A 21,995-nucleotide genomic window follows, 5' to 3' on the forward strand; every position below is an offset into this window, starting at 1 on the left:
CGCGGACCGCATCGCATGTGGGTCCGGGATTTGCTGGACCGCACACATCGGCCGGCGCGGCGTTCGGCGATGCCGGACACCCGATCGCGTCGACGCTTCAATGTTTCGCCGCATGGCTTCGCATCAAAGCTTCGCATCAAAGCTCCACTTAACAGCTTTGTTTCAAAGTTTTGCTTTAAAGCTTTATTTCAAAGGAATGTCTGCATGACGACGCCGGTTCGTCGCATCGTCCACGCTTCAACCCGCACGGTCGCGTATGCGCTCGCGGGGCTCGTGCTGCTGGTCGCGATGGTCGTCATCGTGTTCGTCACATTCGACTGGAATCGCGCGCGGCCCTGGGTCGACGACAAGGTCTCGGCCGCCATCAGCCGTCCGTTCGCGATTCACGGCGACCTGCGGCTCGATTGGCGCCGACCGGTCGGCGAGACCGGATGGCGCGCCTGGATCCCCTGGCCACGGTTCTCGGCGAAACAGATCACGATCGGCAATCCGGACTGGGCCGCGCATCCGCAGTTCGCGACACTCGACGAGATCGATTTCGAGGTCGAAGTCTTGCCCTTGCTGGCGCGGAGGATCGTCGTGCCGACGATCGACCTCGTCGCGCCGGCGATCGATCTCGAACGACAGGAGGACGGCACGAACAACTGGACGTTCCGCCTTCCGTCCGACAGCACGCCCTCGGAGTGGAAGCTCGACTTGCACGATATCGCGTTCGCGCGCGCCACGATTGCGCTGGCGGACGCCCAACATGCGCTCAAGCTCGACGCTTCGGTCGATACGCTCGGACAGCCGGTCCCGATCGGCGAAGCGATACGCGAACAGTCGCAGGCGTCGCACGCGCACTCGGCCGAAGTGCTCGGCGCGAAAGGCGCGGCCAAGCTCGCCGATCAAGCCTCCGCGGCGTCGGCGGCCGAAGGTCCGCTCGGCGCATCGTCGGCTCAGGCCGTGGCGTCGAGCGCGGAGGTCGGGACCGCGAGTGCGGCCGCGGCATCGTCTGCCGCGGCGGCGCAATCCTCGGACGCCACGGCGGCAAAGGGGCCGATGCCGGACTCCGCGGCCGACGCGGGCCCCGGCGAGACGCACGAGCGTAGCGGCCAACGCCGAAACGGCGAACCGGTCTACGCACTCGCATGGACTGTGCGGGGCACGTACAAGAAAGACGCGGTGCACGGCGAGGGCAAACTCGGCGGCATTCTGGCTTTGCAGGACGCGCGGCGTCCGTATCCGATCGCCGTCGATCTCGCGATCGGTGACACGCGGATCGCGCTCGTCGGTACGCTCAGCGATCCCGCGCATCTCGCCGCGCTCGATCTGAGGCTCTGGCTACAAGGCCGCAGCATCGCGCGGCTTTACGACATCACGGGCGTCGCGCTGCCCGAAACGCCGCCGTACGCGACCGACGGCCATCTGATCGCGCGGCTCCAGGGCGAACCGCTGTTTCGCTATGAGGATTTCACGGGCCGCATCGGCGGGTCGGACATCAACGGCACGCTCGTCTATCGGCATCAGTCGCCGCGGCCGATGCTGACCGGCACGCTCGTCTCCAATCTGCTCCAGTTCTCGGACCTCGGACCGCTGGTCGGCGCGGACTCGCGCGCGAGCCGGCTCCAGCGCGGCGACACGACCTCGCAGCCGGTCGGCAAGGTGCTGCCCGTCGAGGCGTTCCATACGGATCGCTGGAAAACGCTCGATGCCGACGTCCGCTTCACGGGGCGCAGGATCATCCGCAGCGCGGCGCTGCCGATCAACGATCTTTACGCGCATTTGCTGCTCGACGACGGCGTCCTCACGCTCGATCCGCTGCGTTTCGGCGTGGCGGGCGGCTCGATCGCGGGCACGTTGCACCTCGACGGTTCGGCCGATCCGCTCGCGGGCCGGTTCGCGATCGAAGCGCGCCATCTGCGGCTCAAACAACTGTTTCCGACGTTCGAACCGATGAAAACGAGCCTCGGGGAAGTCAACGGCGACGCCGCGCTATCGGCCACGGGCAACTCGCCCGCGCGTCTGGCGGCCACCTCGAACGGCGAGGTCAAGGTCCTCGTCAACGACGGCCAGATCAGCAATACGCTGCTCGAAGCGGCCGGCCTCAATGTCGCGAATGTCGTCTACGACAAGGTGTTCGGTGACAAGACGACACATATCCAGTGCGCGGCGGCGGATCTCGTATTTACGAACGGCACGGTCGATCCGCGCGTATTCGCGCTCGACACGGACGACGCGCTGATCAACGTCGACGGCAAGGTCGACCTTCGCGACGAGGTGCTCGACCTGACGATCCACCCGCATACGAAGGGCTTCCGTGTCTTCTCGTTGCGCTCGCCGCTCTATGTCGGCGGGACGTTCGCAAAGCCGAAGGTCGGCGTCGACATTCCGATGCTCGCGTTGCGCGGCGGTGCGGTGGTCGGTCTCGCCTTGCTGAATCCGTTCGCGGCGCTGATTCCTTTACTTGCGCCGAGCAACGTCGGCGACTCGCCGTGCGCGCAGATGTTCGCGCGGATGCGGACTGCGCCGAGCGCACCGCCGCCCGGCGTGACCGAGCCGCCGCCGGGCAAGGGCAAGGCGGGCAATGCATCGGCGGCCCTCCCGCGCGCCGCCGGCCGCTAATCCTCGAGCCGCAAGCCTACTTTGATCGAGACCTGCCAGAACGCCACTTTGCCTTGCTCGATGCTGCCGCGTGTTTCGACGACTTCGAACCAATGTAAATGGCGCAATGTCTTGCTCGCTTTCGCGATCGCGGTTTGAACCGCGTCCTCGATCGAGTGCGCGGACGAACCGGTGATTTCGATGGATTTATAAACATGTTCACTCATGACGATGTCTCCTATTGAGTGATGCGCTTGAACGCGCGTTTGAGCGTGCGCGGCTCACGCACGCCGGAAGCGGCCATGGGCACCGCATTCGGCTTTTCGCCGCACGGCGCGTGCCGCATTCGGCACGGCCGATCGGTAAAAAGGGCGAGCGCGACGTCGGATTTATGTCTTTTTGTGTATTTCTCGATTTCGCGAATGTTCATGCCCGGCTATGCTTACGCCCAACGCTTCTCGCCGAAAATCCTCGCCGGTACCGCTTCAATATGAGTAAAGCTGAAAATACGTCCACTGTCGCGCAGGTGGCCGATCGCCTCGCGATGAATATCGTCGGGGGTCAATACGGCGAAATTCTTCCGCCGCAGGAAGAACTCGCACTGAACTTCGGCGTGAGCCGCACGTTGATGCGCGAGGCGCTGTCGATGCTGCTCGTCAAGGGCATGCTCGAAATGCGGCCGCGGCTCGGCACGCGCATCCTGCCCGAGCGCGACTGGAAGATTTTCAACAAGGACGTCATCGACTGGTGTTTCGCGGCGACGCCCGATCAGGAATTCCTGCGCGATCTGCTCGATTTGCGCGCGGTGATCGAGCCGCGTGCCGCCGCGCTCGCCGCCGAGCGCGCGACCCCCGCCGAGAAAGCCGCGTTGCGCGCGGCGATCAACGGGATGCACGCGTGGCCGTCGACGAGCCGCGAATTTTCGGCGCACGACCTCGATCTGCACGTCGGCATCATTCGCGCGAGCCACAACCAGCTTTTCATCCAGCTCGAAATCATCGTGCGCGCGTCGATCGCAACGATGATCCAGATCGTGAGCCCGAATCCGGGGATCACGCTCGCCGCGGTCAACGCGCACGAGCGCGTCGTCAAGGCGATCGAGGCCGGCGACCCGGTCGAAGCCGACGCCGCGATGCGGGCGCTCGTCGACCGTGCCGCCAACAATATCGAGGAACGGCTCGGCATCGACGTCCAGCGCTGGGATCCCGAGGCGGCGCATGCCGCACGCCAGATCCCGCAGGACAACTGAGACCGCGCTGCGGCGCGGGTCCGAATCGCGCATGGCGAATCGGGGCGACTTCGAGACCGAATCAGGGACGAATCAGGATCACATCAGGGTGCGTCGTCGGGCGCCGACGGCGCGAGTTGTCCCGTGCTGCCCGACGCGCCGAACTCCGACAGGATGCGCTTGCGCGCCGAACTCGCGAAAATCAGGAATCCGAGCCCGTTCAACTCATACCAATACCCGCCGCTTTCGAGGCCGTGAATCGACTGTTCAAGCGCGTGTTCGATCGAGTCGAGGCAGGCGCGGCGGAGTTCGGCGATTTCCGGATAAGGGGGCTGCGCGCCGCGAACCGGGCAGAGCAGGACATCGAGCCCGGGCAGGATATGCGCGTAGAGCACCGGTTCGTCATGGGCGCGGGCGCGCGCGAGCTTCGAATTGAGCTGGCCAAAGGGCTCGCAGCGCTTGACGGCGAGCCAATAACTGTCGCCGGCGCTCTCGCGCCGACGCTTGTTCGGGATCGACATTGCTGGACCTCGCACCGGCAGAGAACGAGAACACCATCAGGCCCGCATCGGGCGGGCGCCACGTCACCGGTTCTTTATAGCACAAGCAAAATCGCGTCGAGTGCGAATGTATTGGGGCGCGTACGCTCCTCGATACGCGCGCACGCACCGGACCCGACCCCTTCATTGATCTCTTGAAGGCCATTGCCGATAATCTGTCATCCTCCGGTCAATCGCCTGCATGAATCTACTGACGAAAGGTCTGCTGCTGATTGCCATTCCGAGCGTGCTCGAACTCGGCGTGCTCGCGTTACTGCTCGACAAGCAGCAAGACGCGACACGTACCGAAGTCTGGGAATTGCACAGCCGTCAGGTCATCGACCAGGCCGCCACGCTGCTCGATCCCTTGCTGCGTGAATCGTCGCTCGTCTATGGCGCGGCGGTCACGGGATCGGCGAAGGCGTTACGCGATCCGGGCCCGTGGAGCGATTTCGATCGCCGGCTCACGAGTCTCTCGGCGCTTGTCGCGGATGACCCGCTCCAGCTCGCGCGGCTTAGCACGGTCGGCGCGCTGGCGAAGCAATATCGCGCGTGGGTGGCGGGTTATGCGGCGCGCGTCGGCGCGCATGCGTCGAGTTCGCCCGCATCGATGCTGCGCGCGGCGAACGAAGGCGATGCGGTGCTCGACCGCATGCGTACGTCGATCAACGGCTTTAGCGCCGAGGAAGATGCGCTGCACGATAGCCGCGGGCGCACGCTCGAGCATTTGCGCGATCTCCAGAAGTCCGGATTGATCCTGGCCGCGATCGGTTCGATCCTGATCACCGTGTTGTCGGCCTATTTGTTCACGCGCCATATCAGCCTGCGACTCTCGGCGCTCGGCGACAACGCGCAGCGGGTCGCCGACGGACGGACGCTCTCACGCCCGATGTCGGGCAAGGACGAGATCGCAACGCTCGATGCGATCGTCCACGACACGAGCGTGCGGCTGAACACCGTCGAACGCGAGCATCGCGAGTTGTCGGGCGAGTTGCGCGAGCGCGGCGCTCAGCTTGTCGAGGTCAATCAGCATTTGATCGCGCAGACGAGCGAAAACGAGACCTTCGTCTATGGCGTCTCGCATGATCTGCGCTCGCCGCTCGTGAATCTTCAGGGCTTCTCGAAGGAGTTGCGCGTATCGAGCGCGAATCTGCGCGAACAGATCGCGACGTCGTCGATGACCGACGCGCAACGCGCCCGCGTCGCGCATCTCGTCGAGGGCGATTTCGCCGAGTCGCTGCATTTTCTGCAGAATGCGGTCACGCGGGCGGCCAATATCGTCGATGCGCTGCTGCGCCTGTCGCGCGTCGGCCGTCTCGACTATCAATGGCGGCAGGTCCGCGTCGACGCGATCGTCGAGCGCGTCGTCAACTCGATGCGCCAGACCATGCGGGAACGCAACGCGGAGATCATCGTGCATCCGCTGCCCTCGGTCTGGGGCGACGAAACGACGATCGAGCAGATTTTCGCGAACCTCATCGGCAACGCGCTGAACTACCTCGACCGGCAGCGGCCGGGCCGTATCGAGATCGGTGTCCAGATCGCGCCGATCGTATCGGGCGGCCGTCCGCCCTCGGCGGCGCACGCACGCGGATACCCGGGCGCGCTCGACGACCCGCATGTGGCCACATCGGCCGCCGAACGCGAAACATCGCCCGCGGAGGGGCGCGGCGCGCCCGAGCGCGATTCGGAATCCGACTCAGGGCCCAATTCGGCGCTCGATTCGCCCCGTCGGCTGACTCACGTGTTCTATGTAAGCGATAATGGCCTCGGCATCCCCGCCGCGTATTTGCCGAAGATGTTTAACGCATTTCAACGATTGCACGGCAATGTCGCGAAGGGCGAGGGGATCGGCCTGGCGCTCGTGCGCCGTATGGTCGAGCGACACGGCGGCCGCGTATGGCTCGAATCGCGCGAGAATGTGGGGTCGACGTTCTTCGTCGAGTTGCCCGCCGAGGCGCCGCGCGATCCATCGGCAGTGCGACGCATCGCGACGCCCGACGCGACGGCGCCCGACGCAACGGCGCCCGACGCTTCGCACGCGCCCGGCGTCGGCGATCCGGGGCGCGCGGGCGGTGTCGGTACGGCTTAATCCACCTGAGGAACGATTCATGAAGAACGGCGAGACGGTCGGTATCATCCTGATCGAGGACGATGACGGACACGCGACGCTTGTCGAGCGCAATCTGCGCCGCGCCGGCATTACGAACGGTTTTACGCGATTCGCGGATGGTCAGGAGGCGCTCGACTGGTTTTTCAACGATCCCGTCCATCCCGATGGCCGGCCGCTCTCGAACGTCGTCGTACTGCTCGATCTCAAGATGCCGCGCATCGACGGCATCGAGGTGCTGCGCCGGCTCAAGGCTGCGCCCAGCACGGCGGCGCTGCCCGTCATTGTGTTGACGACGACTGACGACCCGCGCGAGATCGAGCGCTGCTACGAGCTCGGCTGCAATGTCTACGTGACCAAACCCGTCGAGTACGATGCGTTCATCGAGGCCGTGCGACGTCTGGGATTCTTCCTTCAGGTCGTCAAGCTTCCCCAGCCCGTGCGCCCCTGAACGCGCATCGCCCCGTCTCCCACCGACCCGAGCCGCCCGAGCGAGCGTGTGATCCAGACCGACGCCACCTTGACCGCCGCCCCGCATGGCATGGCCCATGTGCTGATGCTCGACGACGATGCCGGCCTGCTCGAACTCGCCCGGCGCATCCTCGCGCGTGCCGGACATCGGGTCAGCGCGGTCGCCGACTCCGACTCGGCCTATGCGATCGTGCGAGACGATCGGCCCGATCTGCTGCTGATCGACTATCAGCTCGGCGGCCCCGAGACCGGGCTCGAGTTCTTCCGCCGCGTCGTCGATCATCTGCGCCCGATGCCGGCCATCCTGCTGACCGGATTCACGGACGAGTCGCGCGTGATCGAAGCGTTGCGCGCGGGGGTCGCCGATGTCGTACCGAAGACCGGTGCGTTTCTCGACTATCTGCCCGAAGCCGTCGCGCGCGTGCTCGACCAGACGCGCCTGCGCGAGGCGCTCGCCCAGGCCGAACTGCTGCGCGCGCGCGAGGACGAGCGCGAACGGCTGCTCGCCTCGGAGCAGGTTGCGCGCCATGCGGCCGAGGAGGCCAATCGCGCGAAGGATCGGTTTCTCGCAATGCTCTCGCATGAACTCCGCACGCCGCTATCGCCCGTGCTCGCGACCGCGACGATGCTCGAACGCATCGAGGGCTTGCCCGAACATGTGCGCGCGGATGTGCGGCTCATCAAACGCAATATCGAACTCGAAGCACGGCTCATCGACGATCTGCTCGACCTCACGCGCGTCGCGAACGGCAAGCTGCTGCTCGCGCTCGAATCCGTCGACGTTCATGAAACGATCGGCGACGTGCTCGCGCTGTTTCGCGACGAGATCGACCGCAAGTGTCTGACCGTGACGACCGACTTCGCCGCGCGCCGTCACTGGGTCACGGCCGATCGCGCGCGGCTTCAGCAGATGCTCTGGAATCTGTTGCGCAATGCGGCCAAGTTCACGCCCGAGGCGGGCGCGGTGACGTTGCGCACACGCGAGGCCGCGCCGTCGGCGCGCGGCGAGGCCATCGAGATCGAAGTCGAGGACACGGGCATCGGGATCGAGCCCGAACGCCTGCCGAAGTTGTTCAACGCGTTCGAGCAGGGCTCGGACGCCATCTCGCGCACGTTTGGCGGTCTCGGGCTTGGCCTCGCGATCACGCGCGCGCTTGCGGATGCGCACGGCGGCCGCGTCGTCGCGTTCAGCGAAGGCACGGGGCGCGGCGCGCGCTTCACGCTGAGACTGCCGCTCGCGCCGGAGCCCCTGACCATGCATCACACCGACGACGACCCCGCACAGGCCTCAACCCGTACGCTGCAGATTCTGTTGATCGAGGATCACGAAGACACCGCCGAAGTCATGACGCGATTGCTCGAGAGCTACGGTCACGACGTGGAGACGTTCGGCCGGCTCGATGACGCACGCGCCGCCTGTGAACGTCGCACGTTCGATCTCGTGATCAGCGACCTCGGCTTGCCCGACGGCAGCGGGATCGATTTCATTCGCGCGTACCGTTCGCGTTCCGACGCGCCGGCGGCCGCGCTGACGGGTTACGGCATGGACGACGATATCCAGCGCTGTCTCGACGCGGGGTTTTCCGCGCACCTGACCAAGCCCGTGAGCATCCAGCAACTTGAACAGTTGCTCGCGGATGCCGCGCTCAGCGCCGCGGCGCGCGGTTGAGGGATGCGCGGCCGATCACTGAGGCTGAGACCCGCAGCTGAGACCCGTGGCTGAAAAGCGCGGCCGATAACCGTTACGGACGCGATTTGAGGCTGTCGCGAATCTCGCGCAGCAGCAGCACGTCTTCGGTCGGCGCGGCCGGTGCGGCGGCCGCGGCCGGTGCGGGTTCGCGCAGCTTGTTGATGAACTTCACCATCAGAAAAATAATGAACGCGAGGATGATGAAGTTGATGACGACGGTGATGAAGCTGCCGTAGCCGAGCGCGGCGATACCGGCGGCCTGAAGATCCTTGTACGAGTCCGGGTTGCCCTTGAAGGTCGCGGGGATCTCGCCGAGCCGGACAAACTTGTTCGAGAAATCGAGACCGCCGGTCACGACGCCGACGATCGGCATGATCAGGTCCTTGACGACCGAGTTCACGATGCCCGAGAACGCGCCGCCGATAATCACGCCGACCGCGAGATCCATGACGTTGCCCTTGATCGCAAAGCTCTTGAACTCCTCCAGCATGCTCATTCGAAACTCCCTGTGTGATAAGACCGATTTAAGACCGATCAGGACCGATTCCTGGCCGTTCGCCGTCGAGCGAAAACCGCCAACCTGATGTGGTGTTCAGAGTGGAGGATGCCGCGAGTCGCCCGGATAGGCAAATGGGTCTTCGCGCGGGGCGTCGCGCGCGCCCGGCTGTCGGCGCGCAGCGCACCCGACGGTCCGCCCCGGGCCGTTCGAGCCACGCGCGCGATCCCGGATCGGCGTGGCGTCGGTCAGACGTCCGGCGGAGTCCGCTGGATAAGGCGTTGCGGGTTATTACAAAAACTGAAAAAATGCGTTACATCGATGCGAAGAGGGCACGGGGATGGATACCCTGCAGAACATGCGCGTATTCATGCGCGTGGTTGAAACGGGCAGCTTTACGGCGGCGGCGCAACTCATGGCGACGACGACCGCCCACGTCTCGCGTTCGATTTCCGACCTCGAAACCCATCTACGCACGCGTCTGCTGAACCGGACCACGCGGCGGCTCGCGCTGACCGAAGCCGGCGAGCGGTACCTGCATCGGTGCGAGCAGATCGTCGCCTACGTGGACGAGGCCGAAGCCGAGGCTCGGCATGCGCAGGCGCGCCCGGCGGGCACGCTGCGACTGCATGCGATGTCGAGCCTCGCGCGGCATTACCTGATGGCGGCGATCGCGCGCTATCACGAACGCTATCCCGAAGTCTTCGTCGATCTGACGCTGTCGCAGCGCATGCCCGATCTGCTCGAAGAGGGACTCGACGTCTCGATGATCGTCTCGTCGCAACTGCCCGATTCAGGGCTGATCTCGCAGAAACTCGGCGAATCGCGGACCGTGGTGTGCGCGTCGCCGCGCTATCTCGCGCGACGCGGCACGCCGGCGAGCGTCGCGGATCTCGCGAATCACGACTGCGTGCAACTGCAATCGGCGGCGGTCGTCTCGACGGATCGCTGGCCGTTCACGGGCCCCGAGGGCGAGCAGACCGTCACGGTGCGCGGGCCCTTGCGCGTGAACAGCGCCGAGTCGTTGCGCATCGCACTCGAGGACGGCATGGGCATTGGGCTGCTGCCCGCGTTCACGGCGCTCGAAAGCTTGCGCGACGGCTCGCTCGTGCGCTTGTTGCCCGATTTTTCGCTGCCCGCGCTGTCGGTTTATGCGCTCTATCCGTCGCGCCAATATCTCGATGCGAAGATCCGCGCCTGGATCGAGTTGATCCGTGCCGAGGTCACCGAGGCGATGATCGCGGACGATGCCGAACTCTGCAGTCTGCCGTGCGCGCGCCCCGGCGCCATCGCCAACGCGGTCGCGGCCTATGAGGCGGCGCTCGACGGCGCGCCGCCGGGTGCGGCGGTCCGCGCGCGTTCGGGCTCGCGTCATCGTGCAGCGGCGATGGGTGCCATGATGGGGGCGACGGCGGATATGACGACCGGTACGCCGGCTGCCGCGGCCGAATCCGCGCCCCTCGAAACGGGTACGCCACAGTCGTCCGAGGCATCCGAATAGCACGCTCGCCTGCCTTGGGCACGCAATCTGCTTGATACGCGCGTATGCGGCACTTCGTCCGCGCATCGGGGCTCACCTATGCCGCTGTCTACGCTCGCAGAAGGCCTGCCTTTTCCGCTCGGCGCCACGTGGGACGGCAAGGGCGTCAATTTCGCCTTGTTTTCGGCGCATGCCACGAAAGTCGAACTTTGCTTGTTCGACCGGCACGGACGCACGGAAACGGATCGCATCGAACTGCCCGAATTTACCGATGAAGTCTGGCACGGCTACGTCGCCGATCTCGGGCCCGGCACGGTCTACGGATATCGCGTCCATGGTCCGTACGAGCCGAGCGCCGGCCATCGCTTCAATCCGAACAAGCTGTTGCTCGATCCGTACGCGAAAGCCCACGTCGGCGCGCTCAAGTGGCATCCGTCCGTGTTCGGCTACACGATCGGCCACAAGCAGGGCGATCTGTCGTTCGACAAACGCGACAGCGCGCGCCATGTGCCCAAATGCAAGGTCGTCGATACCGCGTTCACGTGGGAGCACCCGGCGCGCGTGCGCGTCCCGTGGGACCGCACGATCGTCTACGAACTGCACGCGCGCGGCTATACGCGCGCGCATCCGCTCGTGCCGGTCAAGCAACGCGGCACGTTCGCGGGCCTGGGCCACAAGGCGGTCATCGACTATATCCGCGGCCTCGGCGTGACGACCGTCGAACTGATGCCCGTGCATTCGTTTCTCAACGACAGTCATCTGCTCGATCGCGGTCTCGCGAACTACTGGGGCTACAACACGATCGGCTTCTTCGCGAGCGATCCGCAGTTCTACTCGGACGGTAGCGTCAACGAATTCAAGCACATGGTCGACCGGATGCACGAAGCCGGCCTCGAAGTCATCCTCGACGTCGTGTACAACCACACGGCCGAAGGCAATGAGCTCGGTCCGACGCTCTCGTTCAAGGGCATCGACAACGCGTCGTACTACCGGCTCGTGCCCGACGACCCGCGCCATTACATCAACGACACGGGCACGGGCAACACGCTGAACCTCTCGCATCCGCGCGTGCTGCAGATGGTGACCGACAGCCTGCGCTACTGGGTCACCGAAATGAACGTCGATGGTTTCCGGTTCGATCTCGCGACGATACTCGGACGCGAACCCGACGGCTTCGACGAAGGCGGCGGCTTTCTCGACAGTTGCCGACAGGACCCGATCCTGTCGAGCGTCAAGCTGATCGCCGAGCCGTGGGACTGCGGACCCGGCGGCTATCAGGTCGGCGGCTTCCCGCCCGGATGGGCCGAATGGAACGACCAGTTCCGCGATACCGTGCGCGCGTACTGGAAGGGCGACGAGGGCACGAGCGCCGATCTCGCGACGCGGCTGACCGCGTCGGGCGACAAGTTCAACCGGCGCGGCCGGCGACCCTGGGCGAGCCTCAATTTTGTCTGTGCGCATGACGGTTTCACACTCAACGATCTCGTTTCGTACAACGACAAGCACAACGAGGCGAACGGCGAGGAGAACCGCGACGGCCACTCCGACAACAAGTCGTGGAACTGCGGCGAAGAAGGACCGACCGACAACGCCGAGGTCCGTGCGCTGCGCGAACGTCAGAAGCGCAACCTGCTCGCGACCTTGCTGCTCTCGGCCGGCACGCCGATGCTGCTTGCCGGCGACGAATTCGGCCGCACCCAGCAGGGCAACAACAACGCGTACTGCCAGGACAACGCGATCAGTTGGGTCGATTGGGCCGGCATCGACGAGGACGGCCGCGCGCTCGCCGACTTCGTACGCAAGCTCACGACGCTGCGCGATACGCTGCCCGTGCTGCGCCGGAATCGCTTTCTGACCGGCGAATACAACGCGCGGCTCGACGTGACCGACGTCAAATGGCTCGACCCGACGGGCTCGACGCTGACGAGCGAACAATGGGGCGATGCGCAGATGCGCTGCTTCGGCATGGTCATCGATGGCCGCGCGCAGGCGAGCGGCATCGTCAAACCCGCCTCGGATGCGACGCTGCTGCTCGTGTTCAACGCGCACCACGATGTCGTCGATTTCGTGTTGCCCGATATCCCCGGCAGCGACCAATGGACCTGTCTGATCGACACGAACGCACCCGTGCGCGACGAGTTGCCCGAATTCGACGCGGGCGATGTCTACCAGGTCACGGGGCGTTCGCTGTTGCTGTTCGCGCTCCATGCGCGCGGCGAGACCGCACGGATCTTCCGGCGGCTCGAAGGCGCGTTGACCGAGTAGTGCGTGCGGTCCGAGCAAGGCCTACGGGGCGACACGCGGGCAGAGGTGAGGGCGGACGTGCGCGCATCCGGACTGATGCGCACGCGCACGCTCGCGCGCCGCGCATCGCGCGGGCGGCGCGCGATGCGGGCGTCTTTCGACATGATCAGATCGATCTGACCAGTTCTAACGCGATTCACGATTTGCCGAATCCGATTCCGCGATAAATCGAAAACAATCATTCGATCATTCAAACCGAATTAATCGCCTTTATTTTCGAATCGCCATGCAATCGTTAAAAGCTTTGTTCTAGAATTTCGTCAGCCGGATTCACCGCCACGCGCCATGCCGTCGACGTGGTCTGTGCGGAGACCGGGTCCACACGGGGTTCAACGAAGTGAACAAGCTGAAGTTCTGGTCTGTCGCCTGGCCGATCGGCACCGAAATGGTGATGATTTACGGCGTGGCGTTTATCGATATGTTTTTTCTGAGCCGGATTTCCGACTCGGCCGCGGGCGCATTCGGCGCCATCAATCCCTTGCTGATTATTCTGGTGCTCGTGCTCAAGCTGATTGCGCAGGGCGGCGGCGTGGTCGCGGCACGGTATGTCGGCGCGGGCGATCGCAAGCGCGCGCGCGACGCCTATATGTTCATCCTGACGACGAATATCGGGCTCGGCGCGGTGGCGGCCGGCTCGGTCTTCGCACTGCAGAACCGGATCGGCGACTGGCTCGGGCTCACGGGCGAGACGGCCGACTATGCGCGCGAGTATCTGAGTCTCTACTGGATCGTGCTGTTCGCGATGGGCTTTCGCGTCGCATACGCGGCGATCGCCGCGTCGATCGGCATGACGCGCTGGAGCATGATGGGGTTCGCCGTCGGCAATCTGTTCGGCATCACGTTGAACTGCACGTTTGCGTTCGGCTGGTTCGGCGCGCCGCATCTCGGCGTGCACGGCGTGCTCGCGGCGGCATGCGTGAACTACATCGTCAACGTCATCGTGCTCGGATACTGCGTGCACCGGAAGATGCGCGTGCGGCTCGCGCTCAACGCGAACACCCGCGCACGCTTCCGCGAAATGCTGCGTCCCGTGCTGTCGACCGCGATTCCGATGACGCTCGAACCCGTGCTGTTCAACACGTTCCAGCTCGCGCTGACGACGATGATCGTCCGTATGGGCACCGAATCGCTCGCGGCGCGCACGTACGCGCTGCAGATCTCGACCTGCATCATGTTCTGGTCGCTGTCGATCGGGCAGGCGACGCAGATCCTGACCGCCAACCGGATCGGCGCGCGCGCGTTCGACCAGGCCTATTCGCGCGTGCTCGCGAGCCTGCGTTATGCGATTCTCGGCGTGCTCGTCTGGACCACGCTCGTTTATCTGAATGCGCGAACGCTCTATGGGCTGTTCACGACCGACCCCGCGGTCATCCATCTCGGCGTGCAGATCGCCGCGATCGGCTTCGTTCTCGAAATCGGCCGCTGCGCGAACGTCGTCTGTGCCGCATCGCTGGGCGCCGCGGGCGACGCGAAATTCCCCGCGTCGATGGGCATCATTTTCAATTGGTTCGTGGGTCTGCCGCTGTGCTGGTATATCGGCGTGCATCTCGGCTACGGCTTGCTCGGCATCTGGATCGGCATGACCGTCGAGGAATGCACGCGAGGCTGCTGCAACTTCGTCCGCTGGCATCGGCGCGGCTGGATGGGCCAGCATCTGCGCCGCGATACGGGCGGCGCCACGCCCGCTTGAGCGGGGCGTCAAGCGAGTCCAAGCAAGTACAAGCGGGAACAAGCGGGAACAAGCGGGAATACGTGAACGCAAGCGGGCCCGACGGCACACAAGCGCGCGATCCGCACAATGCAAACGCCCGATGCGTCGCATGCGCCTCAGCGCGCGTGGGGGTCGGTCTTTCCTCGCGTGTGGCGTGTCGGCCTAGGCCGCGCGCGCCGGGCGATCGGCGTCGTACCGGCCACGCGCCGCGCCGTTCGGCAAGGCCCGCACGACCGCGCCGGCCGGCCGCGCCGCCAGCGCGGCCTCGGCGTTGATCCGGAACACCGCGACGACTTCGCGCATCCGCACGGCCTGGTCCTGCAGCGACGAGGCCGCGGCGGCCGCCTGTTCGACAAGGGCCGCGTTCTGTTGCGTGACTTCGTCCATCTGCGTGACCGCGCGGTTGACCTGTTCGATGCCGCGGCTTTGCTCGTCGGACGCCGCCGAGATTTCGCCCATGATGTCGGTGACGCGCTGGACCGCCGACACGATCTCGGTCATCGTCGCGCCGGCCTGAGACACGAGATCCGAACCCGTCGCGACGCGATCGACCGACTCGGTGATCAACTCGCGGATCTCTTTGGCCGCCGTCGCGCTGCGTTGCGCGAGATTGCGGACTTCACTCGCCACGACCGCGAAACCCCGGCCTTGTTCGCCCGCGCGCGCCGCTTCGACCGCCGCGTTCAACGCGAGGATATTGGTCTGGAACGCGATGCCTTCGATCGCGGCAATGATATCGGCCATCTTGCCCGAACTCTGGTGGATCTCGGTCATGGTCGTGATGACTTCGTTGACGACCGAACCGCCGCGCCGCGCGACCGACGACGCCGTATCGGCGAGCCCGCTCGCCTGGCGCGCGTTCTCCGCGTTTTGCCGGACCGTCGCCGTCAGCTGTTCCATGCTCGCGGCGGTTTCCTCGAGCGAGGCCGCCTGTTCCTCGGTGCGCTGCGAGAGATCGCGATTCCCCGCGGCGATTTGCCCCGTCGCGGATGCGATCGATTCGGTTCCGCCGCGCACGGTGCTGACCGTCGAGATCAGACCGTCCTGCATCTTGCGCAAGCCCTCGAGCAATTGCCCCATTTCGTCATTCGAATGAATCTCGATGTCGCGCGTGAGATCGCCGGTCGCGATGGCCTCGCATTGCGATAGCGCGTCTTCGATCGGACGCGCGATCGAACGCCGTAACGAGATCCCGCTCACGACGGCGGCGAGCGAACCCAGCACGAGACTGATCGAGCAGACCGTCAGCAAGCGGAAATACGCCGCCTGCGACGCATCGTAGTTCGCCTTCGCCGACGTGTCTTGATACTGTTCGAGCGCCGCGCCGGCGGTCGTCACAGCGCTGTAGAGCGAAGGCAGTTTCTTGAGCGTGAGGTCGGCCGCGGCGTCGCCGTCCTTGGCCTTGAGCGCCGCGATCAACGGTTTCCATCCGCTTTCGAAGTATTCGGTCCGGCGTGCGGCCATCGTGTCGGCCAGCGCCTTCTCCTCGGCCGATTGGGGCAGCGCCAGATAGGCATTCCATGCGTCGGTCGACTTCGCGACCATCTGCTCGGCGCGCTCGATCGTCGCCGGGACGTCGGGCGAATCGGGGCGCAGCACGGCGCGATCGACGATGGCGCGACCTCGAACAAGATAGGTATCCGAAACGCCGAGTTCATGCGTCGAGCGCATCGCGTTTTCGTAGGTGTCGCGCTGAGCCAGGTTCGCCGAGCGCATCCCGGCAATGCCGAGCAGGCCCGTCAGGATCAACAGGCCACCGAGTACGCCGATGGCTACAGCAAGGCGGGTCTTGATCGTCAGATTTTTCAGCATCTCGATGTCTCGCGGTTCGAGCCGTCTGGGCCGGGTTGCCGCACCGCCTCAAGACCGAGCGGATCGTGCGGCATAGTCCCGTACGTACATGCGTGCGATTCGACTGAACCATTGCGCGCATTTTTCAACCATTCAGGCGTGTTTACGGACTGTTTGGGCGCGACTTGAGGCGCCTGTATTGGCCGCGCGCGAGATGCTGTGGGCGTTTAACTAAACAGCAGGGTCTGTGTGGCGAGGTGAAATCGAGGGGCGATACCGGTTGTCCGCGTTGCGCGCGACCGCAAACGACCGAGCTTCGGAGACGGTCGATCGACCGGACAGGCAGAGAACGAGCGCGGGAGCGGGCAGGGGACGGAGCGATGGACGCGTCACGTCGTGCGGCAGGCGACGGAATCGTCGGGATATGTTCAGGTGTCGCGCGGCTTGCGAGCGGGATGCGATCGCCTTGCGCGGATCGGACCGGCTATCTCACGCCGCTTTTATGTATACGCTGCGCAACGTCGTGGTCGGGTATTCACGGACGTCGCGACGCGTGAAATCCCGGGTGCCGCGCGCAGATCTGATGGCACCGGGGCCTCATGCAAGCCTCAACTCATGCAAGCCTCAACTATTGTCGGTCCAGCCGCCGTCGCCGCCGCTGCCCGTATCGATCCCACCGCCGCCGCTGTCCCAGTCATTGCCGCCTTGGCCGAAATCGATGCCGGGGTCCGGCACGTTGTTGCCACCGCGGCGGCGCAGTTCGTCGTCGTCGTCCACGATCACGTCGCGCTCGATGACGCGATCGCGGCCGCCGAAGCCGCCGCTGAGCACGCTGCCCAGCAGCACGCCCGTCAGCAATCCGCCGCCGTTGCTCGGCGGCTGCTGGACGATGACCGTCTGCGGCGGCGCTCCGGCCGGTCCGCCTGGATACGGCGCGTTGCCGAATCGTTCGGCCTCCTGCGCATAACGCGACGGCGCATCGCTGTAGGCACCGGGCGCGGGCGTCGCATTCGGATCGGGACGGCCCTCGGCGCGCGCCTTGAGGCTCGCGAGCCGGCGTTCGAGATCTTCGACGCGATAGTCGGGCACCGGATTGCCGCCGTTGAGCGCGGCGACCGTGTCGAGCGCCTCGGCTTCGAGCGCCTCGGCCTCGCCCGTCAGCACGTCATGCCCCGGCGCCGTCGACAAGCGCAGATCGAGCTTCAGCGAGCGAATCGTGTTGAGCACCTCGGTCGAGCGGCGCAACTGCGCAAGACGCTGTTCCTTGGCTTCGCCGTCGCCTTTGCTTTTCGCGCGGCGCACGGTCCAGACGAGCACGCCGGCGACGGCGGCCAGCACGAGCACGAAAATCATCCAGACCCCTGCGCCGAGTCCATGATGCTCGACCGGTGCGACCGCGCCGGTGTCCTGCATCGCGGTGGCATCGTTACGATGGAACGCATTGCCCTGGACCGCCGACGGGCGCTGGGCGACCGAGCCGCCCGTCGCGTCCGCGTCGGCCTGGACGTGGCGCTCGACCGCACGGAACTCGGCGGCATCGGTGAACTTGAGCGACGGATCGAGCGTGCGCGCCTGTTCGATCTGGGCCAGGCCCTGAGCGGCCTTGCCGTTGCGATCGAGCACCTGCCCATAGAGGTAGTGCGCGCGCGCGCTGTTCGGATGTGCGTCGACGACATCCGACAACATCGTCTCGGCCTGTGCGTAGTTGCCCGCGCGAATCGCGGCCTCGACGTCCTTGACGGATGGCGAAGCCGCCCACGCGATCTGGGTCACGCTCGCGGCGGCGAGCAGGGCGGCGGCAATCAGCTTTTTCATTGCGACGGGAGATTGAGTTCTTTCTTGAGCGCGGCGAGCCGGTCGTCGACCGACGGGCCGCCACCGAGCGCGGCGAGTTTGTCGTCGAGCGCCTTGCCGCTCGACTGGTCCGCGGTATTCAGGCGGGCGTCCGAGCGCGCGTTCGCGAGATTCACCTTCTCTTCGAGCTTGTTGAAGTCGTCAGCAAGATTCTTGCCGCCGATGCCGCCGAGCGCCGTGGCCGCCGTATCCTTGGCCTTCGCGATTTCCTGCTTCGCCGACAGAATATTCGAGCGCGACTGCAGGTCGTTGCGGCGCGTGCGCATTTCGGCGATCTGCGATTTGAGCTGATCGAGCGAGGGTTCGAGCTTCGAGAGTTCGGCGTTGAGCGCGTCGCGTTCCTTCTCGGCGTTGCTCTGGGCCGCGAGGGCTTCGCGCGCGAGCGCTTCGTTGCCGGACTGGAGCGCGCGTTTCGCGCCATCCGCGTATTTCGCGGCCTTCTCGTTCGCGAGATCGCGCTTGCTTTGCTGCGTGCTGACCTGGGCCTCGATTTCGATCAGCGAGTTCTCGGCCGTGCCAATACTGCCATCGAGTTCACGCACGATTTGCCGAGCATCGCGCGACGGATCCTGAACCGATTCGGCCGCATCGTTGAGCAGACCTTTGACCGTGCGCGAGATGGTATCCAGAAGCGACATGGTGACTCCATGATTGACAAGTTGTGAACTGATCTTACACCAGCGGCATGACGGTCCGGCGGCGCGCGCGGCATGGCCGCTTACCCTTGCGCCGGATGTCGATCGCGTGTCGGAACTCCCGCGTGCGGACCTCCGGGCAACGGCGTCCGACCGTCCGTGCGTCCCGTCATCCGAAATGCGAACGCAGTATAGGCAAGCCAGACTTAAACGAAAATGAAGGTCGCCGGCCATCGTCGGGACGGGGGCGGCGCGCTTTCGATTACACTGGCGCCTTTGCCCGTGTCGCTGGGTGCGCGTCTTTTGCGCGCGCCGCGCGGGCCGCGCACCGCTCTGCGCTGAGAACGAGATCGACACAGCCCATGGCCAATTCGAATCAACCGCCCTCGAGAGGCGATCGCACGCGTGAGCCGAGCTTTCGCAATCTCGGCGACGCACGTCATATCGAAGACCCCAGCGCCGACGATGACGGCCACGACGGCAACGGCAACGGTAATGGCCCGCGCGGCGGTGACGGCGCACGGCCCGCGCGGCGGCCGCTCGCGCTGACCCTGTTCGTCGGATTCGTCGGCCTTGTCGCGGCGTGCGTCGCGATCGGCGCCTTGCTCGTCGGATATATGTTCATCGTCATGCGGCCGAACCTGCCGTCGCTCGATGCGCTGACCGACTATCAGCCGAAAGTGCCGTTGCGCGTCTACACGGCCGATCAGGTGCTGATCGGCGAGTTCGGCGAAGAGCGCCGCAGCATCGTGCGCTTCAACGACATTCCCGACGTCATGAAGAAGGCGGTGCTCGCGATCGAGGACTACCGGTTCTACGAGCATGGCGGCGTCGACTTCGTCGGCATCCTGCGCGCGGGTGTCGAAGACGTCCTCCATCACGGCAACGCGCAAGGCGCGAGCACGATCACGATGCAGGTCGCGCGCAACTTCTTCCTGTCGAGCGAAAAGACCTACACGCGCAAGGTCTACGAAATGATGCTCGCGTACAAGATCGAGTCGGCCCTCAGCAAGGACCAGATTCTCGAGCTGTACATGAACCAGATCTATCTGGGACAACGCGCCTACGGTTTCGCGGCGGCGTCGCGCGTCTATTTCGGCAAGGATCTCAAGGACATCACGCTTGCGCAGGCCGCGATGCTTGCCGGGCTGCCCAAGGCCCCGTCGGCCTATAACCCGATCGTCAATCCGAAGCGCGCGAAGATCCGCCAGGCGTACATCCTCAAGCGCATGCTCGATCTCCGCTACATCACGCAGGACCAGTACGACCAGGCGATCAAGGAGCCGATTCACACGAAGACGGCCGGTACCGAGTACACCGTGCATGCCGAGTACATCGCCGAAATGGTCCGCCAGATCATGTACGCGCAGTACAAGGAAGATGCGTATACGCGCGGCCTCACGGTCACGACGACGATCGACTCGGGCGACCAGGAAGCCGCTTACGAAGCCGTGCGCAAGGGCATCATGGACTACGAGCGCCGCCACGGCTACCGCGGTCCCGAGGCCTTCATCGATTTGCCGCCGCTCAACGGCGCGGATTCGAGCGATCGCGACGCCGCGATCGACGAGGCGCTCAATTCGCATCCCGACAACGGCGAACTCGTGGCCGCCGTCGTCACGAATGTGACGCCGAAATCGGTCGACGCCGAGCTGTCGGACGGCAACGTCGTCACGGTTCAGGGCGACGGACTCAAGTTCGCGGCGGCCGCGATGTCGCCGAAGGCGGGCACGGGCCTCAAGCTGCGTCCCGGCGCGATCATCCGGCTCGCGCCGGACGGCAAGGGCGGTTTCGCGATCACGCAGCTTCCGCAGGTCGAAGGCGCGCTCGTGTCGCTGACGCCGCAGGACGGCGCGATCCGCGCCTTGATCGGCGGTTTCGACTTCAACAAGAACAAGTTCAACCACGTGACGCAGGCGTGGCGCCAGCCGGGCTCGAGTTTCAAGCCGTTCATCTATTCGTCGGCGCTCGAGAAGGGCGTCGGTCCCGCGACGATCGTCAACGATGCGCCGCTGCATTTCCCGCCCGCCGGCCCCGGTCAGGACGCCTGGGATCCGAAGGACGACGATCAGCCCGACGGCCCGATGCCGCTGCGCCTCGCGCTCGAGAAATCGAAGAATCTCGTCTCGATCCGGCTGCTCGGATTCGTCGGCACGAAATACGCGCAAGACTACGTGACGCGGAACTTCGGTTTCGACGCCGACAAGACGCCGCCGTATCTGCCGATGGCGCTGGGCGCGGGTCTCGTGACGCCGTTGCAGTCGGCCTCGGCGTATGCCGTGTTCGCGAACGGCGGCTATCGCGTGAATCCCTATCTGATCAGCAGCGTCGGCGACGTCCATGGCAATGTGCTGTCGAAGGCGCAGCCGGTCGTGGCGGGGCAGAACGCGCCGCGCACGATCTCGGCGGCCAACGACTACATCATGACGAGCCTGCTGCGCTCGGTCGCGCAGGCCGGCACGGGCGCGGGCACGAACGCGCTGCACCGGACCGACCTCGCGGGCAAGACCGGGACGACGAACGAAGCGCATGACGGATGGTTCGCCGGATTCCAGCATTCGCTCGTGGCGGTCGCCTGGATGGGCTACGACCAGCCGAAGAGCCTCGGTTCGCGCGAATTCGGCGCGCAGCTTGCGTTGCCGATCTGGGTGCAATACATGGGGCGCGCGCTGCGCGGCGTGCCGCAGTACGTCGAACCGGCGCCCGACGGCGTGTCGACGCTGAACGACGAGCTCTATTTGTCGAACTTCACGCCGGGCAATGGCTTCATCACGAGCATCGGTCTCGACGATGCGAATCCGTTCGGCGCATCGGGTCCCGAAGCCGCCGCGAGCGCGCCCGTCGGCGCGGAACCCGGTCCGAACCCCGACGAGCCGATCCAGCAGCCGCCGGCCGTCAGCGCGAGCGAAACGAACGAGATTCTCGATCTGTTCAAGCACCGGTAGGACGGGGCGGCCCACGTTGGGAGGCCCAAAGTGGGGTGGCCGACCTTGAGCGGCCCGCGTCGGGTGGCCCACCTTGGGCGAGCGTCGAGCGGCCTACCTGGCCGCTCGCTGAGGCAGTCTTCCGGTCACGCGCCCGCGACCCGCAAGGTCCGGGGGTG

15 protein-coding genes and 1 pseudogene are annotated in these 21,995 nt (G+C 65.4%); 9 read left to right on the forward strand and 7 right to left on the reverse strand.

What is annotated here, in order from left to right; translation table 11 throughout:
- The first annotated feature begins 204 nt into the window (after window positions 1-204).
- The gene (locus D7S86_RS14425; RefSeq protein WP_121087516.1) at window positions 205-2,604 is read left to right on the forward strand and encodes an AsmA family protein; all 2,400 of its coding nucleotides are present in this window, start codon (window positions 205-207) and stop codon (window positions 2,602-2,604) included.
- Here the strand turns inward: D7S86_RS14425 and D7S86_RS14430 are convergent.
- Entirely contained in the window at window positions 2,601-2,810 is a 210-nt protein-coding gene (locus tag D7S86_RS14430; protein WP_121087517.1) for a dodecin, read from the reverse strand. The genes D7S86_RS14425 and D7S86_RS14430 overlap by 4 nt on opposite strands.
- An 11-nt stretch (window positions 2,811-2,821) precedes the next feature.
- Window positions 2,822-3,013 carry a hypothetical protein gene (locus D7S86_RS29535; RefSeq protein ID WP_158601952.1) on the reverse strand — a complete coding sequence of 64 codons (192 nt, stop codon included), beginning with the start codon at window positions 3,011-3,013 and terminating at the stop codon, window positions 2,822-2,824.
- Between the two features lie 60 nt (window positions 3,014-3,073).
- On the opposite strand from D7S86_RS29535, the gene D7S86_RS14435 reads away from it, so the two are divergent.
- The gene (locus D7S86_RS14435; RefSeq protein WP_158601953.1) at window positions 3,074-3,832 is read left to right on the forward strand and encodes a FadR/GntR family transcriptional regulator; all 759 of its coding nucleotides are present in this window, start codon (window positions 3,074-3,076) and stop codon (window positions 3,830-3,832) included.
- 83 nt (window positions 3,833-3,915) lie between these two features.
- Here the strand turns inward: D7S86_RS14435 and D7S86_RS14440 are convergent, their stop codons facing one another.
- Entirely contained in the window at window positions 3,916-4,332 is a 417-nt protein-coding gene (locus D7S86_RS14440) for a hypothetical protein (RefSeq protein WP_121087519.1), read from the reverse strand.
- A 220-nt stretch (window positions 4,333-4,552) separates the two neighbouring features.
- On the opposite strand from D7S86_RS14440, the gene D7S86_RS14445 reads away from it, so the two are divergent.
- From D7S86_RS14445 to D7S86_RS14455, 3 genes are all read left to right on the forward strand, one after another.
- Window positions 4,553-6,442, forward strand: coding sequence for a sensor histidine kinase (locus tag D7S86_RS14445; RefSeq protein ID WP_121087520.1), 1,890 nt, complete (start codon window positions 4,553-4,555; stop codon window positions 6,440-6,442).
- 19 nt (window positions 6,443-6,461) lie between these two features.
- Window positions 6,462-6,911: a response regulator gene (locus D7S86_RS14450; RefSeq protein ID WP_121087521.1), complete on the forward strand. Its 450-nt coding sequence runs from the start codon at window positions 6,462-6,464 to the stop codon at window positions 6,909-6,911.
- 90 nt (window positions 6,912-7,001) lie between these two features.
- Window positions 7,002-8,600 (forward strand): ATP-binding response regulator, encoded by a 1,599-nt coding sequence (locus tag D7S86_RS14455; RefSeq protein WP_121087522.1) that lies wholly within the window; start codon window positions 7,002-7,004, stop codon window positions 8,598-8,600.
- A 73-nt stretch (window positions 8,601-8,673) separates the two neighbouring features.
- On the opposite strand, the gene mscL is transcribed toward D7S86_RS14455, so the two are convergent.
- Complete coding sequence (gene mscL, locus D7S86_RS14460) at window positions 8,674-9,117, reverse strand: large conductance mechanosensitive channel protein MscL (RefSeq protein ID WP_121087523.1); 444 nt, start codon at window positions 9,115-9,117, stop codon at window positions 8,674-8,676.
- A 340-nt stretch (window positions 9,118-9,457) separates the two neighbouring features.
- Between mscL and D7S86_RS14465 the strand changes: the two are divergent.
- The 3 genes and pseudogenes from D7S86_RS14465 to D7S86_RS14475 all read left to right on the forward strand — a co-directional run.
- A pseudogene (locus D7S86_RS14465) lies at window positions 9,458-10,375 on the forward strand (LysR family transcriptional regulator); the annotation flags it as partial.
- 321 nt (window positions 10,376-10,696) lie between these two features.
- Window positions 10,697-12,862 carry a glycogen debranching protein GlgX gene (gene glgX / locus D7S86_RS14470; RefSeq protein ID WP_121087525.1) on the forward strand — a complete coding sequence of 722 codons (2,166 nt, stop codon included), beginning with the start codon at window positions 10,697-10,699 and terminating at the stop codon, window positions 12,860-12,862.
- 376 nt (window positions 12,863-13,238) lie between these two features.
- A complete protein-coding gene (locus D7S86_RS14475; protein WP_121087526.1) occupies window positions 13,239-14,591 on the forward strand; it encodes an MATE family efflux transporter in 1,353 nt (450 codons plus the stop codon).
- Window positions 14,592-14,774: 183 nt separating this feature from the next.
- Here the strand turns inward: D7S86_RS14475 and D7S86_RS14480 are convergent, their stop codons facing one another.
- The 3 genes from D7S86_RS14480 to D7S86_RS14490 all read right to left on the reverse strand — a co-directional run bounded on the left by D7S86_RS14480 (window position 14,775) and on the right by D7S86_RS14490 (window position 18,895).
- Window positions 14,775-16,424 (reverse strand): methyl-accepting chemotaxis protein, encoded by a 1,650-nt coding sequence (locus tag D7S86_RS14480; protein ID WP_121087527.1) that lies wholly within the window; start codon window positions 16,422-16,424, stop codon window positions 14,775-14,777.
- Window positions 16,425-17,027: 603 nt separating this feature from the next.
- Window positions 17,028-18,218: a tetratricopeptide repeat protein gene (locus tag D7S86_RS14485; protein ID WP_121087528.1), complete on the reverse strand. Its 1,191-nt coding sequence runs from the start codon at window positions 18,216-18,218 to the stop codon at window positions 17,028-17,030.
- Window positions 18,215-18,895, reverse strand: coding sequence for a PspA/IM30 family protein (locus tag D7S86_RS14490; protein ID WP_121087529.1), 681 nt, complete (start codon window positions 18,893-18,895; stop codon window positions 18,215-18,217). Before D7S86_RS14490 ends, D7S86_RS14485 begins: the two co-directional genes overlap by 4 nt.
- A gap of 359 nt (window positions 18,896-19,254) precedes the next feature.
- Between D7S86_RS14490 and D7S86_RS14495 the strand changes: the two genes are divergently transcribed.
- On the forward strand, window positions 19,255-21,837 hold the full coding sequence (locus D7S86_RS14495) for a penicillin-binding protein 1A (RefSeq protein WP_121087530.1): 2,583 nt from the start codon (window positions 19,255-19,257) through the stop codon (window positions 21,835-21,837).
- Window positions 21,838-21,995: the final 158 nt, after the last annotated feature.

This window comes from Pararobbsia silviterrae, from assembly GCF_003628125.1.
Classification (GTDB): Bacteria; Pseudomonadota; Gammaproteobacteria; order Burkholderiales; family Burkholderiaceae; genus Pararobbsia; species Pararobbsia silviterrae.

What these genes read in the sequence shown, in the direction of transcription:
- D7S86_RS14495 (WP_121087530.1), top strand. Translation starts at nt 19,255, where the DNA reads ATGGCCAATTCGAATCAACCGCCCTCGAGAGGCGATCGCACGCGTGAG.
- D7S86_RS14425 (WP_121087516.1), top strand. Translation starts at nt 205, where the DNA reads ATGACGACGCCGGTTCGTCGCATCGTCCACGCTTCAACCCGCACGGTC.
- D7S86_RS14490 (WP_121087529.1), bottom strand. Translation starts at nt 18,895, where the DNA reads ATGTCGCTTCTGGATACCATCTCGCGCACGGTCAAAGGTCTGCTCAAC.
- D7S86_RS14435 (WP_158601953.1), top strand. Translation starts at nt 3,074, where the DNA reads ATGAGTAAAGCTGAAAATACGTCCACTGTCGCGCAGGTGGCCGATCGC.
- D7S86_RS14480 (WP_121087527.1), bottom strand. Translation starts at nt 16,424, where the DNA reads ATGCTGAAAAATCTGACGATCAAGACCCGCCTTGCTGTAGCCATCGGC.
- D7S86_RS29535 (WP_158601952.1), bottom strand. Translation starts at nt 3,013, where the DNA reads ATGAACATTCGCGAAATCGAGAAATACACAAAAAGACATAAATCCGAC.
- glgX (WP_121087525.1), top strand. Translation starts at nt 10,697, where the DNA reads ATGCCGCTGTCTACGCTCGCAGAAGGCCTGCCTTTTCCGCTCGGCGCC.
- D7S86_RS14430 (WP_121087517.1), bottom strand. Translation starts at nt 2,810, where the DNA reads ATGAGTGAACATGTTTATAAATCCATCGAAATCACCGGTTCGTCCGCG.
- D7S86_RS14450 (WP_121087521.1), top strand. Translation starts at nt 6,462, where the DNA reads ATGAAGAACGGCGAGACGGTCGGTATCATCCTGATCGAGGACGATGAC.
- D7S86_RS14445 (WP_121087520.1), top strand. Translation starts at nt 4,553, where the DNA reads ATGAATCTACTGACGAAAGGTCTGCTGCTGATTGCCATTCCGAGCGTG.
- D7S86_RS14455 (WP_121087522.1), top strand. Translation starts at nt 7,002, where the DNA reads ATGGCCCATGTGCTGATGCTCGACGACGATGCCGGCCTGCTCGAACTC.
- D7S86_RS14485 (WP_121087528.1), bottom strand. Translation starts at nt 18,218, where the DNA reads ATGAAAAAGCTGATTGCCGCCGCCCTGCTCGCCGCCGCGAGCGTGACC.
- D7S86_RS14440 (WP_121087519.1), bottom strand. Translation starts at nt 4,332, where the DNA reads ATGTCGATCCCGAACAAGCGTCGGCGCGAGAGCGCCGGCGACAGTTAT.
- mscL (WP_121087523.1), bottom strand. Translation starts at nt 9,117, where the DNA reads ATGAGCATGCTGGAGGAGTTCAAGAGCTTTGCGATCAAGGGCAACGTC.